General features: G+C 44.8%; 10 protein-coding genes. 4 read left to right on the forward strand and 6 right to left on the reverse strand.

The window, feature by feature from the left end:
* Positions 1-23: 23 nt before the first annotated feature.
* The 3 genes from P3T48_RS01620 to P3T48_RS01630 all read right to left on the reverse strand — a co-directional run bounded on the left by P3T48_RS01620 (position 24) and on the right by P3T48_RS01630 (position 6,621).
* On the reverse strand, positions 24-1,721 hold the full coding sequence (locus tag P3T48_RS01620; protein WP_276505370.1) for a RagB/SusD family nutrient uptake outer membrane protein: 1,698 nt from the start codon (positions 1,719-1,721) through the stop codon (positions 24-26).
* 20 nt (positions 1,722-1,741) lie between these two features.
* Entirely contained in the window at positions 1,742-4,939 is a 3,198-nt protein-coding gene (locus tag P3T48_RS01625; RefSeq protein ID WP_276505371.1) for a SusC/RagA family TonB-linked outer membrane protein, read from the reverse strand.
* A gap of 755 nt (positions 4,940-5,694) precedes the next feature.
* Positions 5,695-6,621 (reverse strand): Rpn family recombination-promoting nuclease/putative transposase, encoded by a 927-nt coding sequence (locus P3T48_RS01630; protein ID WP_276505372.1) that lies wholly within the window; start codon positions 6,619-6,621, stop codon positions 5,695-5,697.
* Positions 6,622-7,064: 443 nt separating this feature from the next.
* Here P3T48_RS01630 and P3T48_RS01635 point away from each other — a divergent pair, with 443 nt between their 5' ends.
* Entirely contained in the window at positions 7,065-7,220 is a 156-nt protein-coding gene (locus P3T48_RS01635; RefSeq protein ID WP_276505373.1) for a hypothetical protein, read from the forward strand.
* A 221-nt stretch (positions 7,221-7,441) separates the two neighbouring features.
* On the opposite strand, the gene P3T48_RS01640 is transcribed toward P3T48_RS01635, so the two are convergent.
* The 3 genes from P3T48_RS01640 to P3T48_RS01650 form a co-directional block, all read right to left on the reverse strand.
* Entirely contained in the window at positions 7,442-7,696 is a 255-nt protein-coding gene (locus P3T48_RS01640; protein ID WP_153090270.1) for a nucleotidyl transferase AbiEii/AbiGii toxin family protein, read from the reverse strand.
* Positions 7,683-8,447 carry a type IV toxin-antitoxin system AbiEi family antitoxin domain-containing protein gene (locus P3T48_RS01645; protein WP_276505374.1) on the reverse strand — a complete coding sequence of 255 codons (765 nt, stop codon included), beginning with the start codon at positions 8,445-8,447 and terminating at the stop codon, positions 7,683-7,685. Before P3T48_RS01645 ends, P3T48_RS01640 begins: the two co-directional genes overlap by 14 nt.
* Positions 8,448-8,793: 346 nt before the next feature.
* The gene (locus P3T48_RS01650; protein ID WP_276505375.1) at positions 8,794-9,777 is read right to left on the reverse strand and encodes a tyrosine-type recombinase/integrase; all 984 of its coding nucleotides are present in this window, start codon (positions 9,775-9,777) and stop codon (positions 8,794-8,796) included.
* A gap of 306 nt (positions 9,778-10,083) precedes the next feature.
* Between P3T48_RS01650 and P3T48_RS01655 the strand changes: the two genes are divergently transcribed.
* From P3T48_RS01655 to P3T48_RS01665, 3 genes are read left to right on the forward strand one after another with little or no spacing between them, the layout of a single operon-like run.
* Positions 10,084-13,317, forward strand: a complete 3,234-nt coding sequence (locus P3T48_RS01655; RefSeq protein ID WP_276505376.1) for a SusC/RagA family TonB-linked outer membrane protein — start codon at positions 10,084-10,086, stop codon at positions 13,315-13,317.
* A gap of 21 nt (positions 13,318-13,338) precedes the next feature.
* Positions 13,339-14,964 carry a RagB/SusD family nutrient uptake outer membrane protein gene (locus P3T48_RS01660; protein WP_276505377.1) on the forward strand — a complete coding sequence of 542 codons (1,626 nt, stop codon included), beginning with the start codon at positions 13,339-13,341 and terminating at the stop codon, positions 14,962-14,964.
* Between the two features lie 19 nt (positions 14,965-14,983).
* Positions 14,984-16,843, forward strand: coding sequence for a hypothetical protein (locus P3T48_RS01665; protein WP_276505378.1), 1,860 nt, complete (start codon positions 14,984-14,986; stop codon positions 16,841-16,843).
* Positions 16,844-16,892 lie beyond the last annotated feature (49 nt).

A 16,892-nucleotide genomic window follows, 5' to 3' on the forward strand; every position in this document is an offset into this window, starting at 1 on the left:
CTTTTATCTGTTAAACTAAAGTTTTACCATGCATACTCTGGTGAGTCGCTTGTAGGAGTTGTTACCATCGGGTTCTGAGTACAATCGGCATTGTATGCACCCTCACTCTCCACAATCATCAAGGTCATCCATTGTGGCACACCAGTTGTGTTCCAACGAGATTCCTCGCAGTGGTTAGTACCGGCATAGCTGCGAATCACACTCTTGCCAAAGCGTTTGATGTCGAGAGTAGCGAAGCCCTCGCCCCAAAGCTCTACACGACGCTGCCACCAAATCTCGTTCTGGAAGCCGGAGTTGCTGCTGTTGCCATACTTGTCGTTGACGTGCTTGCCATATACGAATTGTGGGTCACGTGCCTTGGCAAAAGCCTCAAGCAACTGCTTGCCACGAGCCTCGTCCTGCATACCTGCAGCCTCTGCCTCGATAAGCTTCATTTCCTCAACACGCATCAATGGAACAGACTGGAGGAAGCCCTTGGCTGTATTGTTGTGTCCTTCCACGCCATTGGCTGTACGGAACTTCAAGCTCAGACCACCTGTTCCTGGCCACTTGGCCATTTCGGCAGAATACTCAAGCCATGTAGGATAGTCAGAATATTCCTTCAACTTATTCTCGAGTTCCGTACCTTCCATGTCGTTGGTAGAGAAGTCAACAAAGCACTTCTTGCGACAGTCGGTAGCAGGAATGGTCTCATAGAGGTGACGGTCTATCAACTTGGCATCACCATAATTGGCAGCATAGCCACAGGCAGAGACATCCTTGTCTGGGTTGATCTCAAGCGACATCTGAGATCCCCAAGAAGTATCAGCATCGTTGTACTTGATACATGGGTCTGTATCCTTGTAAGTCATGCAGAACATCCATGCCTCGTTAGGAGTATTGAAACCAGTCTCACGATCGGTATATTCTGCAGAAGACATCACAGAATATCCTGCTTGTGCCTTTTTGGCATATTCTTCAGCCTTGTCCCATTTGCCCATTACGAGGTAGGCACGAGCCTTCAGACCATAAACGACAGAAACATCAGGAGTAGTCTTGTCCGGACGCTCATAGCCAGCAAGATATTCCTCTGCCTTGTCGAGGTCGGAGATGATGAAGTTCCACATCTTCTCGTTGGTAGCACGAGGGTTGTGGTTCATGTCGATGCTCTCGTCATCAGAAACGATAGGCACGGTCTCTGCCTCTGGATTCTTGGTATAAGTCTCGTTGGCATACATCTGTGCCATATCCTCATAGAAGAAGGCGCGCATGGCGTATGCGATACCCACGCCACTCTTCTGCTCTTCTGTAGGATTGCCTGCACCCATTTTGATGACAGTATTACAGTTTTTAATCCACGCATAATATACAGACCATGGAATTTGACACATCAAATATTGTGGTGTCAACACATCGAAATAATTGTACCAGACTGTGAAAAATCCTGGTGCGACAGTGGCAGGATAAGCGATGTCCTGACCCATAAGGTCACGCTGAATCATCTGTGAAGGATAGCCAAAATCGTAGTTGTTTGCACTCAATTCGGATTCACTGTTCATCATTGGGCGACCATTCATATCGGCTGTTATAGCCGATACGAACTTGTTGAACGAGTTGGGAGCCGAAGCTGCCTGGTCTATGGTTACGGTGCTGCTCTGTGGGTCAATTTCTTCGATACAACTGGTGAACGAAGTAGCTGCCAATGCAAGAGCAACACATGTTGTTTTATTTATTTTCATCATTGTTTCGTCTTTTAATGTTTTTAGAACGTCAATTGAATACCACCAGAGATATTACGTGTAGGTGAGTAACTTGTGCCAGTCACACCGTCATAAGAGTAGCGTGGATCCAAGCCCTTGCGAGCTGAGATGAAACCAAGGTTCTCGCCAGAGCAGTAAATGCGAATCTTAGAGAAGTATGGTATCAAGTTCTTTGGGAAGGTGTAACCTACTGTGAATGACTGGAAGTTGAAGTAACTTGCGTTGGTCAAGAAACGGTCAGATGTCTGACTGTTGTCATCACCATACTGCCAGCGAGGAATGTTGCTGCTGGTATTGTTAGGACTCCATGACTTGATATAGTCTTTATGAATAGCCAAACCACCTGTAGAGTTGCTTGTCAGAGGATTCATCAAACTAGCATACTTCATATCGTACACCTTGCCTCCAATCTGGTAGTCGAAGCTGAATGTAGCATCAAATCCCTTATAAGAAACAGTAGTGCTAAGACCGCCAGATACCTTTGGCAACAAAGAACCTGTCTCATAGTTGCTGGCCTTGCTGACGTCAGTTGTAGTGTAAGATAACTTCTTACCAGGGCGACCTGTTATTTCACTATCTGAGACATCCTCGTCTACCCAATAGAGCGCCTCACCCTTATCGTTGACACCAGCATACTTGGGCAGGAAACCATTGTAGAGAGGTCCACCCTCCTTGTACCAATACATGGTGTAGCTCATGTCACTTGCCTGTGAGAAGCCGCCATATTGGTTCTTTGAAGTAGAATCAAGCTTCAAAATCTTGGTCTTGTTGTGTGCCAAGTTGGCTGTAACTGACCAGTCGAAATCCTTAGTGCGGAAAATGTGACCTGTCAAGGTCAGCTCAACACCCGTATTGCGAAGGTCACCCACATTGCTGTAGTAGCCACGAGTACCCTGTGACTCTGGTACACGCAACCAGAAGAGCAAGTCGGTAGTCTTCTTGGTATAGAAGTCGAAGCTACCACTCAGTCGACCTTTGAAGAAACTGAACTCTGTACCAATGTTGAAGTTGGTAGTAGTCTCCCAAGTAATCTTAGGATTACCCAAGCGTGCGAAAGATGCAGACATCTCTGTATCTGAAACCTGAGACAAGGTATAGAGGTCGGTGTAAGCCCAGTTGCCGATGTTATCGTTACCTTGCTGACCGATAGAAGCCTTCAACTTCAACTCGTCTACCCAAGGTGCTTTAAACCATGCCTCCTTGTTGATCAGCCAAGCAGCGCCTACTGACCAGAAGCTACCCCAACGGTTCTCCTTGGCAAAGCGTGAAGAAGCATCACGACGATAAGAGAAAGAGCCGAAATACTTGTTGTCGTAGTTGTACTGAGCATTGCCGAAGAAACCCTCTACATTGTAAGCTGACTCATAGCCGCTTGCATCCTTCTTGTTGGCAAAGGCACTAATCTGCAGAATACTTGGAGAGAAACCACCCTCAGCCAAGGCATCAAGATAGGTACTATTAATCTTGTAGTATTCGTGACCAAGCATCACGGTAACACCATGCTTGCCAAAGTTATCGAAATAGGTAAGAGTCTGTACGTGGTTCTGACGCCAGCTTTCTGTAGAAGACTTAGAAAGCGAACCGTTCACACCCGCCTTAGAACCGAAGAATGGATTGGCATAGCCTGTCGCATTGGTCTGTCCCCAGATAATGGTGCTGGTCAAGTTGGCCTTCAAGAAGTCTGTAATCTGGATGTCTGCAGTAAATGTACCATTCAACTGATGACCCTTGTTCTCACTCTTGTCATAGTTGTTGGAAGCAATAGGGTTGTAGTTGTTGTTGAATGGACGGTTGATACCTAATGTAGAAGAACCCAAGTCGTACAAAGGCAAGCCTCTCTCATCGGTTGGGATATATACGTTGCCATTTTCGTCAATCTGACGGAGATACAATGGATAAATAGGAGCCATACTGGATGTGAAGCTCAAACTGGTACCTAAGTTGGCATTAGCTTCCTGTGTAGAGTTTACAAATGCAATATTAGCGCCCAACTTCAACCACTTCTTGATCTGATAGTCGGCCTTCAATCGAGCAGTGATACGCTCGAAACTTGAGTTCTTGATGATACCCTCATCATTCAAGTAACCTAAGCTGGCATAATAAGAAGAGCGGTCAGAACCACCACTTGCGTTTACGTTATATTCCTGACGCAAAGAGTTCTGGAACACAGCATCAGTCCAGTCGTCAGGTGTAACATAGTATGACTTTCCGCCAGCACCAGTGATCGTGCGGCCTAAAGTTGCATTAGGATTCAACTTGCCGTCCAAACCAATGAGCTGCTCTGTGTCAGGATAACTGTACACATTGTATGCCAATTTGTTCAGCATAGCGGAGTTTGCCTTTACATTGGCTGCGCTGGCACTCAAGCCATCACCATAGTAATATTTGTTGTAATATTCTGAGTACACAGCCTCGTAATACCGACCTGGGTCTGTGATAACATCATACTCAGGAACGGCACGAGAGTTGGAACCCCACTTCATGTCGACATTAATCTTTCCTTCAGAATTGTTAGCACCCTTCTTGGTTGTTACAATGATAACACCAGCAGCACCACGTGCACCATAAAGAGCAGCAGAAGCTGCATCCTTCAATACAGTAACCGACTCGATATCATCTGTAGGAATATTAGAAAGACTTGCAGAATAAGGAGCACCATCGACAATTACCAATGGGTCTGTAGCAGCATACATAGAAGCGATACCACGAATGTTGATGCTACCCTGGCTTGCACCTGGCTGGCCAGAGCTACCACGCATCTGCAAACCAGATACAGAACCAACCAAAGCATCAGCTACGTTAGTGGTAACCTTCTTGGAAAGTTCCTCAGAACCTACTACAGCTGCCGAACCTGTGAAGGCGCTCTTCTTGGCAGTACCATAGGCAACAACCATTACCTCATCCAAAGATTGGTTGTCTGGATCCAATACAATCTTCATGTTCTTTGCGGCTTTGACGGTCTTTGTGACCATGCCGATGTACGATACCTCCAACTTCGCGTTGGCTGATACGTTCAGTGAGAAGTTACCATCGATGTTGGTAACAGTACCGGTATTGGTGCCTACCACCTTGATGCTGGCGCCGATAACTGGCGAGCCATCTTCGGAAGAGGTGACCGTTCCGGAAACTTGAGTTTGTGCCAAAGCCATTCCTATGCTAAGGAACAGGCAGGCGATAAACGTCATGAGTCTTTTTTCCATAAATCTCTCTCTTTTTTAAAAAATGAATGTATAAAGTTTATTCTTTTCTCATATCTTTGTATCCACCTCGTGCCCCGAGGTGGAAAAAACTATGCTATTTTATATATAAAATCTCTCTCTTTATAGTACAATATTTAACAATTGAATTGTAACGGCTGCAAAATTATATAAAATTTAGTTATTCACCAAATATTTCTTGCAAAAAGTTGCATTTTTAACCATTAAACTCACAAAAGTCTTTAAAAATAGCATTTTTACTTATTATTTATAAGCACATTTTGTCGTTTCTGTGGTTTTAGATAGCATTCTTTAACTTATTATGTCGGGATAAGCCTCGCTCGGCTCATAACTTCTATTCATGATGTTCTTAACTTAAGTTTGTTAGTTCCGCACGCCCTGAAGGGAGCTTTTGAGTCGCCCATACTTGATCCACATGCGAAACTTGAACTGTTCATAATTGGATTACGCAAATACCCTTCATCTTTTCCTTGAAATCCCCTGTGTTTATCGGGGGTTCAGAGGGTGAAGGGTGCAAGTCAACCCTTCATCACCCTTCATTACCCTTCAACTTTTTGCCATTTTCAGATTTCGGTTTACAACTGATAGAGTCGTGCTCATGCTTCTATTAAGCCCAGCCTGAGTCGTCTATTATGACCAATCCGAGCCTTCTATTATGCCCAGTCCAGGTCTTCTATTAAGCCCCAGTTTAGGCTTCTATGATGCTTGCTATGGTTTCTATGGTTCCGCGCATTAATCTATACTTTCGTTTTCAGCAGTTTCATCTCCTCTGCCGTAAGCCCCGTCACATCCATGACTGTTGCTTCATCCATTCCCTTTGCCAGCATCTTCTTAGCAATCTCAAGACTTCGCAGGTTCATACCTTCTGCTCTTCCTTCTGCTCTTCCTTCTGCTCTTCCTTCTGCTCTTCCTTCTGCTCTTCCTTCTTCCATACCCTCTTCTTTACCTTTCTGGTATCTGTCATCCAAAAGGGTTCTTTCAACGCTTACGGAATCCCAGAATTTGTCGTAGGCACGGAGCTCGGCATCTGTGAAGCCAGAAATCTCCAACTCCTCTACGGCTTTTCCTATCTCAGGATCATTAAGCAGGTCGGCAGGAATCTCCTTCGTGTTGGCATTGATTTCCGTGAGGAAACGGAGCCACAAGACCATCATGCGCTTGTCGGCAATGGAATGAGGAGTGAACTTAGGGAGTTCAATGAAGGTAAAATGCAAGCCTTTAATTACCTTATTGCTGTCCTTGTCGTGCACGATACGATAGTTGTGGATAAAATCCGGAGTGTCATGTGCGAAGATATCATTCACAAGATTCAGAGAATATACGGGTTGCAGTTCGCTGTATTTTCCTCCCTTTTTAGCCTGACTCACATAGAGCTTGGATGCATTGAAAAGTACTCGCTGCTGGAATGCGTCAGACCATTCCATTTGCATCTCCACGCAGAACTTTCTGCCTTTAGAATCTGTGCAGAGTACATCCACGATGGTGTTCTTGCCCCCTTCGAGCTGGGGCACAAGTTCTGTTGGCAGATACTCTATCTTGTGTATCTGCTCCTCGTCGCTGAGTGGCAACAGGGCGTTCAGAAGGCTGATCAGTCTTGCAGGATGATTGCCGAATATCTTCTTGAACGTAAGGTCTGCCTTAGGGTCTAAGTACTTCATAACCATTAGTTTTAAAATCTATAACGCAAAGTTACGACTTTATCTTCATATCTGCAAGAAATTTTTGAAAATTATGAAGGGTGATGAAGGGTTGACTTGCACCCTTCACCCTCTGGAACCCCGATAAACACAGGGGATTTCAAGGAAAAGATGAAGGGTGAAGGGTATTTGCGTAATTGATTCTTTTTAAAAACGGATACAGACAAAATGCCTACTTGTGGCACAATAGTGCCCCTTCGAAGGGCACAAAAGTGTCCTTTGAATAGAATCCGTCGCTCCCACGTTGCTCAGTTACGCTCCCACGTTTCCCGCTTTCGCTCCCACGATTTTCTGTTTCGCTCCCACAAACGTCAGATGCGCTCAGAGAAAGCTACTCTGCTGCCCGGGACTAAGAGCTTTTGGGCCTTCAGCCCGTACTCAAACCATTTACGAAAGTTGAGTATAATATATTGAAACTGATTTGCATGGCGGCAGTCTTGGCCTCGTTTCCGACTTCTTTCACATCAAACGCCTTTGGTAAACGTCTTCAGGAGTTGATGGTTGGCATCAGCAAGTTGTGGGTCGAAGAGGCTCTTTATGTAGATTATGGTGGTCTATACAGTTGAGCCAAGCAAAAAACTAAGCAAAACAATAACTTTTTTCAAAATTTACAGAAAAAACATTCAACGACTCCTTGTCTTCCACAAAGCCATAGGATGAAATTTGATTCTATTGACCATCTCATTATCCTCGAACAGCAATTCTGGAATATACTTCTTGTCATTGAATTCCCGCACATATTCTTTCTCTGATTCTGTCAGAACCAATAGCTTTGAGAGAAAGTCTTTCACTTCTGTCTTGGCTTTTTCAAAGTCAAAATGCTCACTGCGCCTAAGCACAGGCAAGAGTTGCGAACGAATCTGCGGAAAACGGTGAGATTGATGGCTGTGCCACCTTTCAGCACAAGAGATTTAGACAGCAAAGGACTGTCATGGAAATAGTTGAGTATCTCCACCAGTCGCATCACCTTTTCGAGGTTGTCGCGAATAAAGCCTTGCTCCTTGGCGATGATGTCAAGAGCTTGTTTGTTATATGAGTTCATATTCTTCCTTTGATGTTAGTTCTTGTGGCACATACATGCGCCATTTATTTACAAATGTATCCGACTCTTCGTTGTTAGTCAACCACTTGACGCTTTTGGTTCCCTTGGCTCGGCACAGCTCCAAGAGGGATTCTGAGATGTTGGCTTGTTCCTTGATTCGCTCCAACAGATAGCCTGTCTTCTGGTACAGGAATGCCTTGTCGTACCTTGCGAGATAATCGATGAGCCTTTCCTCATTGAGCAAGACGATACCCTCCATGCAATGCAGCAATTCCTCAATACCACCAGCTCGGTCGATGCGGTCAAAGCAATCCAACAACGTACTCTCCACATCCGTTATTCGCACATAAGGGTTTCCCTTGGGTGTCATCATACCAACGATTTCCTTTGTTTGTCGGCAATAGGTATAATCCACATCGTCGAAAGAAAAGGAATTGAAGCGAGTCATGCTTTTCACTAAAACCTCATTGAAGGGTTGATGAGCCAATCCATGAAATTCCAATGCTGTGTGATAACTGATGCAAGCTGTAGGTGACAAGTGGCTTCCTATCTCATACTTGTCGCAAACAGGTAAGCCAGATGCAATATCCTTCATGCAATAGGTATTGCGCCGTATAGCCACAATCCACCCTTGTTGCTTGTACCGAGCGAGCAACGCTTCCACCGATTTCACCTTGCCTTTCAGAGCCTCAGAAAGTTCATCCAAAGTGAATATCCGCAGCTTATATAATATACTCAATAGTTCTGTCATTGTTTCTAATTTTGCACAAAAATATAAAATCCAAATTGTCTATGAGAAAAATCAGAAACTTTTTATGCTTTTTTATATGTTCTTTCCATCTTAATACCCCAGTTCGGGATAACAGAACGTCTTCTTCAATAAATGCTGTATGAAAATTCCTCTTCACCACGCCTTTAGGAGTGAGTTACAACAGAGAAATGAAATGAGTGGATTTGCCATTAGAACAATGAACGTTGCTTGGTGTCTTCGATGCAGTATCCTTGCAATGCCTTTGGCTTGTTGTCAAACTGTCATTGCACGCAAGGTGGAGCTTAAAGCCATGGCTGCGTTCCCACCTTTTTCAATGTTATTTACATCAAACATCTTTGGCAAACGTTTTCAGGAGTTGATGGTTGGCATCGGCAAGTTGTGGATCGAAGAGGCTCTTTATGTAGATCATGGTGGTGGAGGTGCTGGTGTGTCCCAAAGCCTTGGAAATAAGTCGTACATCGAGGTCGTGCTGATAGGCAATGCTCGCCCAAGTGTGTCTCACCACATAGGAGGAAAGGGGCTGGCTGGCAGAGATGCGCTTCGACAGGCACGACAGGTTGTAGTTGTAGCGACGAAGCTGGTTTTGGTATTGCCCATGTGCCAATACTGCATCGGGAGAATTGATGATGGGAAAAACATACGGAGTATTGCTGTAAGCCTCATACTTTCTGATGATCTCGTTCATACACGGTTCTATCGCCACCACTATCTCTTGTCCTGTTTTGTGGCGGGCATAGTGAAATCTTCCGTTTCTGATTTGTTCCTTTCGCAGATAGGCAATATCTACGAAAGGCATTCCCATGGCATAAAAACTGAAGAGGAATATGTCGCGGGCAAAAGCAAGCGATGGCTTGTTTTCGAGATTGAGGTGGCTCAGCCGCAGAATGTCCTCTTCTTGTGCACTGCGTTTGCGAGTATGTTCCTTCCCAGTGAACACTTTGCGGAAAGGTTGCGTGTCGGCAGTCATCTGCAAGGCTACACCTCTATTATATAAGGTACGCAAGGAACGCATGTAGCACGAAATGGTGTTCATGCACAATCCCCGGTCTATAAGCCATCGTTGATAACGTTCCATTTCTTGCGGCAAAATGTCAGCCAGCGTCCAGTCGTCTCTTTGCCAGAAAAGCGTCAGCGAGTTGGCTGCGGTACGATAGTTGGCTGCGGTCTTGTAGCACTTTCGTGCCTCGGCGCTCTCTACCTCCTTACTGATGAAGTCCCAAGCAGGCTGTGCTTTGGAATTTGTTTTGGTCTCTGCACGATGCTTTCTACCTGGCAGGTGAAAGCCAAATTCTAACTTAAAATATACCATACTATAAAATCATTTAGGGTTTATCTTTTGTCACTCAACTTTTACCGCTTCAGAAGTTGGCGGAGTTAAAGGAAGTGATCGTTTCTTTCGGTCGTTTGGGAAGTTAAGGGACAACAGCCTTGGAGGGAATGATTAATGGTTAATGTTGTGTCCACAAAAGCTGTTGTCTTAACTCCTTAACTCCCTTAACTCCTTTAACTTCCCGATTAGCACATCGTTTTTTCCACCTCGGGGCACGAGGTGGATACAAAGATATGAGAAAAGAATAAACTTTATACATTCATTTTTAAAAAAAGAGAGAGATTTATGGAAAAAAGACTCATGACGTTTATCGCCTGCCTGTTCCTTAGCATAGGAATGGCTTTGGCACAAACTCAAGTTTCCGGAACGGTCACCTCTTCCGAAGATGGCTCGCCAGTTATCGGCGCCAGCATCAAGGTGGTAGGCACCAATACCGGTACTGTTACCAACATTGATGGTAACTTCTCACTGAACGTATCAGCCAACGCGAAGTTGGAGGTATCGTACATCGGCATGGTCTCTAAGACCGTCAAAGCCGCAAAGAACATGAAGATTGTATTGGATACTGACAGCAAATCACTTGACGAAGTGATGGTTGTTGCTTATGGTACTGAAAAGAAATCTGCCTTTACTGGTTCTGCTGCTGTTGTAGGCGCAAGTGAAATCAGTAAGGTTCAGGTAACCAACGTTGTTGATGCTTTGAAAGGTAAGGCCGCTGGTGTGCAGATGATAAAAGCTTCTGGTGCTCCTGGTTCTACTTCTACTATCCGTATACGTGGTATCAGCTCTATCAATGCTGGTAACGATCCTCTTATCGTAGTTGACGGTTCTCCATACGATGGCGATATCAACTCGATTAACCCTTCTGATATTGAAAGTATGACAGTATTGAAGGATGCTTCTTCTTCTGCTCTTTATGGTGCCCGTGGTGCTAATGGTGTTATCCTCATCACTACTAAGTCGGGTAAGGTAGGCGAAGGTATCATTACAGTGGATGCCAAGTGGGGTTCCAACTCTCGTGCTATTCCAGACTATGAGTTCGTGACAAGTCCTGCCAAATATTACGAAATGTGGTATGCCGGACTTAAGAACTATGCCATGGCTGATGCTAAAGGCAAGGATAAAGGAACTGCTATGACCAATGGTCTCGGATATAGTGAGACTGCTGCACATGAGTGGGCTAACAGTCAGGTGGCTGCTGCCGGCAACTATGGCTTGGGCTATCAGGTGTTCAGCGTTCCTGAGGGTCAGGAGTTCATCGGTACCAATGGTCGTGTCAATCCTAATGCCACATTGGGTAACCTGGTGAATGGTTATTATCTGATTCCTGATGATTGGGTAGATGCTACTTTCAGCAACAGCCTGCGTCAGGAGTATACTGTTACAGCCAATGGTGCAAACGACCGTGGTTCTTTCTATACGTCAGTAAACTATCTTAGCTTTGATGGTCTTACTCCATCTTCAGACTATGAGCGTCTTGCTGCTCGTTTCAAGGCAGACTATAAGATTAAGAATTGGTTGAAGGTGGGTGCCAATGTAAGCTATACCCATTACGACATGAATGGTACAAACGATGAGGGTGAAGCAAGTTCAAGCGGAAACGTGTTTGCTTTGACCAATATGGCACCTATCTATCCTTTGTATAACCGCGATGCCAATGGCAACATCATTTTCGACAACAACAGTGGTATCAATAGCTATGACTATGGTGACGGTAAGGTAAACGGACAGAAGCGTCCTTATATGTCTCAATCAAACCCATTGTCTGATAACCAGTTGAACGTCCTCAACACCAATGGCAACACCTTGAATGCTACAGGTACCGTAGAAATCAGCCTGCCATACGACTTCAAGGTAACCTCTATCAACAGTGTTTATAATGACGAATATCGTGCCACACAGACCACCAACCCATACTATGGTCAGTATGCTTCTTCTAATGGTGTTGTTTACAAGAGTCATGGTCGTTCTACATCCTATAACTTGGAGCAGCGTTTGAACTGGGTTCATTCTTATGGCAACAATAACATTTCGGCTCAGTTGGGACATACCTATTATGATTATCGTGTTTACTCTTTGTCGGCTTCACGCAAGAATCAGTTCAGCCCAGACAATACCGAGTTGAACGGTGCGGTAGCTTCCAATGGTACACCTTCTTCTTCTATGACCCGTTACAACACAGAGAGCTATATGGCTCGTGCTTTGTACAACTGGAGCGAGAAATATTTTGGTCAGGTATCTTATGTTCGCCAGGCATCTTCTCGTTTTGCAAAGAATAACCGTTGGGGTAGCTTCTGGTCACTTGGTGGCGCATGGCTTATCTCTAAGGAAAACTGGTTCAAGGCTAAGTGGATTGACGAGTTGCGACTGAAGGCTTCTTATGGTCAGGTAGGTAACGATAATATTGGTGAATACCTTTACACCCAGCGTTATTCTATCAAGTCTTCAAGCGACAATGCCAGTTTGATACCATCTTCAGTGTTGAAGAATGAGGATATCAGCTGGGAGACAGGTGGTATGTTCAATGCTGGCGTAGAGTTCTCTATGTTTGGACGCCGTTTGAATGGTAATGTAGAGTTCTTCTCTCGCAAGACTTCTGATATGTTGTTTGCATTCTCTTTGCCAACCAGCTATGGTTATACCTCACAGTGGAGAAACATCGGCGATATGATGAACAATGGTATCGAGGTTTCTCTCGATGGTGATGTCATCCGTACCAAGGACTTAGTATGGTCATTGAACGTGAACTTCTCTTACGACCACAACTATGTAAGCAAGTTGCCTGATGAGAACAAGACTTTGGTAAAGGATGGTCATGCAGGTTACTCTAATGGTTCTTACTTCGTGGGTGAGGACTTGCCACTTAACACACTGTATCTGCACAAGTATGCAGGTGTTGACCCAGAAACAGGTATAGCTATGTACTGGAAAGACAAGACCGTGACAGATGAGAATGGTAAAGAAACTACTGAGATGGTAAAGGTTATGGATCCATCAGAGGCAAGCTTCTATCTCTGTGGCAGTACTCGTCCTGAGGTATTCGGTGGCTTCGGTACTTCTGTATCTTACAAGGGCTTCGATTTCTCAGCTCAGTTCTCTTATCAGCTTGGTGGCCAGATTTTGGACAGCAACTATCAGCAGGCTATGTCTTATAACCGTGGTCAGGCTTTCCATGTTGACTTGCTCAACGCCTGGACTCCAGAGAACAAGAATACCGATGTGCCTCGTCTGAACTTCATGGATGCCAAGAGTGGTTACGAAGCTGCTACTTCAGACCGCTTCCTGATTTCCGCATCATGTTTGTCACTCGACAATATCCAGTTGGGTTACACATTCCCAAAGACCTGGATGCAGAAACTTGGCTTGCAGAGCTTGCGTGTATATGCTACTGCTGACAATGTTTGGGTATGGTCAAAGCGTCAGGGACTGGATCCTCGTCAGAGCCTTTCTGGTGGTGCCAACTCTACTTACGCTCCATCTATCAGAACCATTTCTGGTGGTTTGACAGTTACATTCTAATAATATAAAATAGAGATTACAATGAACAAGATAAATAAGTATATAGCAGGTATGGGAGTGGCTGTCATGTCGCTTGCCACATTTAATAGCTGTATCGAAGAGGTTGATCCACAATCTTCTACTGTAATAGAAAGTCAGGTCAATCAGTCCTCTTCTGCTGTGAAAGCTTTGGTATGGGGCCTTCCTTATTATTTCAACGCTTGCGCAAGAGACTATCACTTCGAGTTTGGATATGGTGCGATGTTGCACATGCGCGATGTGATGACAGGCGACCTTCCCGTAAGCCCATCTCCTTCTGGATATGACTGGTTTGCTGAATATGAGCAGACAACTTTATTGAATCAGGACGCTCCTACGATATGGTATGTTTGGGCATATTACAATAAGTTTATTCAGAACACCAATGTTGCCCTCTCTGCGATCGCCAATGCCAACAAGACTGGTATGGAGGACAAGTATGCAGGCTATGAGGCTGTAGCCAAGGCTTTCCGTGCCATTGCTTACCTTGAGATGGCACAGATGTATGAGTTCAAGACCAATGATAAGTTTACTACTGGTGTAAATGCCGATGGTAACAACGTAGAAGGCTTGACAGTACCTATTGTTACCGAGAAGACTACATTGGAAGAGGCTCGCAACAACCCTCGTGCTACAAAAGAGGTAATGCAGCAGTTTATTCTTGATGACTTGACTTATGCTTTGGAGAACATCGACAAGTTCGATGATTCAGACAAGGTGTTCCCACATAAGGCTGAGGTTTATGGTCTGTTGGCCCGCTTCTATATGTGGAAAGAGGATTATCCCAAGGCTCAGGAGGCTGCCCGTAATGCCATCAACAACTATAGTGGCAGTCCGATGACACAGAGTGAGGCGCTGAGCAAGACTTCTGGTTTCAACGACTTGTCTAAGTTTATGTGGGGCGCTGAGCAGACCGATGCCAACGAAACTGTAAAGACTGGTATCATCAACTGGACTTCATGGATGAGCAATGAGACTTCTTTCGGTTATACGGGTGCAGAGCCTTATATTATGATTGATGCCAACATGTACGACCGTATCGGTAATTCTGACTGGCGTAAGCTGATGTGGAAGGCTCCAGAGGGTAGTCCTTTGGAAGGCAAGACCGAATGGATTAACTCAAAGACAGCTGAGAGCTATCCTGACTATGCGTCAGCCAAGTTCCGCCCAGTCAATGGCGACGGTGACAACTATACCGTAGGTGCAGCATCTGCTTATCCTGTGATGCGTGTTGAGGAAATGTATTTCATCGAGGCTGAGGCTGCAGCTCACCAGAATGCAGAGAAAGGCAAGGAACTTTTGGAGAAATTCATGAAGACTTATCGCAATAAGACTTATAGCTGCAGCAAGACCGATCAGGATGATGTCATCGAGGAAATCGTATTCCAGAAGCGTGTAGAGCTCTGGGGTGAGGGATTGACCTTCTTTGATATTAAGCGTTTGAACTATTCTGTAGAAAGAGGTTACCTTGGAACAAACTTTGGTCCTGGTACCAGATTCAATACTCAGGGTCGCCCAGCATGGATGAACTTTACCATCTACCGTACAGAAGCAGAGGACAATCCTGCATTGGAAGGTTGGAACAACCCTAACCCAACTTCTGCATATTCAGAGTGGACAGGAAAATAACACTTAAAAAGTAAAAATCATGAATAAGATATTTAGATATGCAAAAATCGCAGTTGCTGCTCTGGTTACTGTTGCCATGGGTGCATGTACAAGCGATTACGAATATGATACACCTGAGGCTCTGAAGGGAGCCCAGGTATATTTCAGCAACACGCTCCCAAGTAAGATTGAGGTGAACAAAGAGTCTGGAAACTTCGATGTCACCTTGAGTCGACAGAACACAGAGGGAGAGCTTACCGTGCCACTGATGTTTACTGCAGATGAGGGCAACATCTATACGGTGCCTTCAACAGTGACTTTTGCTGATGGTGAGGCTACTGCAAATATCCACATTACTTTCAACCCTGACGAGTTGGTTTATGGTAACTACGTGGGTGGTACTATCAGTTTCGATGCTGACAACTTCTCTACTCCATATGGTGCAACTTCTTACCAATTCAAAGCAGGTGCTTCTGCTTATGTAGATGTTGCCGGTGGCAAGGGTAATTTCCGTGATGGTATTATGTCTTCTCTTTATGGTATTGAGATGCTTGATTGGGATGTACAAATCCAGCAAGATGCCCATAACCCTGGTATCTACAGAGTGGTAGCTCCTTATGGTCAAAAGGGATGGAGTGGTGCAAACCCTTGGTACACAGCATTCGATGAGAACGAGAGCAATACCGATATGATTATCGACGCAACCGACCCTGACTTCGTATACATCAAGGGCACTTTCAATACAGGTGTAACCCTAAACAGTTCTGATGGAGTTATTTCTTACCTCTCGTTCGTACAATCCAATTTGGACAATGGCGTTTCTTTGGACGTTATCAAGGCGAAGAAACCAGAATGGTTTGGTACTTTCAAGGATGGAGTATTTACATTCCCTGCTGGCAAGACCGCATATGCTTGCCTGAATGGAGAACCAGTTGCTTTTGCCAATGCCGATGGCATGTTGCGTGTCGCAATGCCTGGTGTTGAACTCAAGGATTACAGTGTTGGAGTTGAGTATCTCGGCCGTATGACTGATACAAACGATAAGGACAACGCTGTCTTCAACTTGACCTTTGGTGCTGATGTGACTACTGTCAAGTATGCCCTGGTAAAAGAGGGTGAAGACCTGAATAAAACTGAGAGCGGTATTATCGATGGTTCGGTAGAAGCTACAGAGATATCAGAGGCTGGCAGAGTGGAAGTTCCATTTGAGGAGTCTGGCAACTACTACTTGGTGACTGTATCTTATGAGAACGGTGAGGCCAAAGGTGCTGATGCAACTCCTATAACTCTCAAGTCAAGCAAGGATGCAGAAGAGCAGTTTGAAGAAGTGGCTTATGGCGTGTTTACTCTTGGCGTAGAGGACATCAGTGGTCCATTCTTCCCAAATGAAGGACCTATGGGTTGTTTCCTTGAGAAGGTGGGTGGTACATCTCCATATCCTTCTGAAGCAACCTTACTTCAGAGCAAGAGTGATCCTACACATTTCCGTATCACACCATGGTTAAATGATGGATATGACTTTGATTTTACCTGGAACAAAGAAACAGGTGTCATCTCTGTCAGCAACAATAATTCTGGTGTCAAAGGTAATCAGGCTGGCGACCAGGTAATTGTTGATGATGTTGCGACTATGATAGGAGACGCTAATGCTTCTGCTGCTGGTGTGCTTAATTCTTATCAGGAGAATGTCTTCACCTTCAATTTGGTTTATCACTTAGGTGATGGTATTTTCGCAATGGAAAAGGAGACTTTCGAGATTACCGCTACTGCTGAAAATGCAGCTAAGAAGGGTGTCAACAGAGTGGCTGCTTCGCACCGTTCATTCAACAAACTCTTTACAGGTAAATCTTATCAGATGAACAAGAAACTTGTCAACAGCAAGAAGGTTCATCTCAGATAATACGATTTTGAAATAAAACAGTAAGACTCTATACCTTGTGTCTTGGTAT

The sequence above is a fragment of the Segatella intestinalis genome (assembly GCF_029348455.1).
In the GTDB taxonomy this organism is placed as follows: Bacteria; Bacteroidota; Bacteroidia; order Bacteroidales; family Bacteroidaceae; genus Prevotella.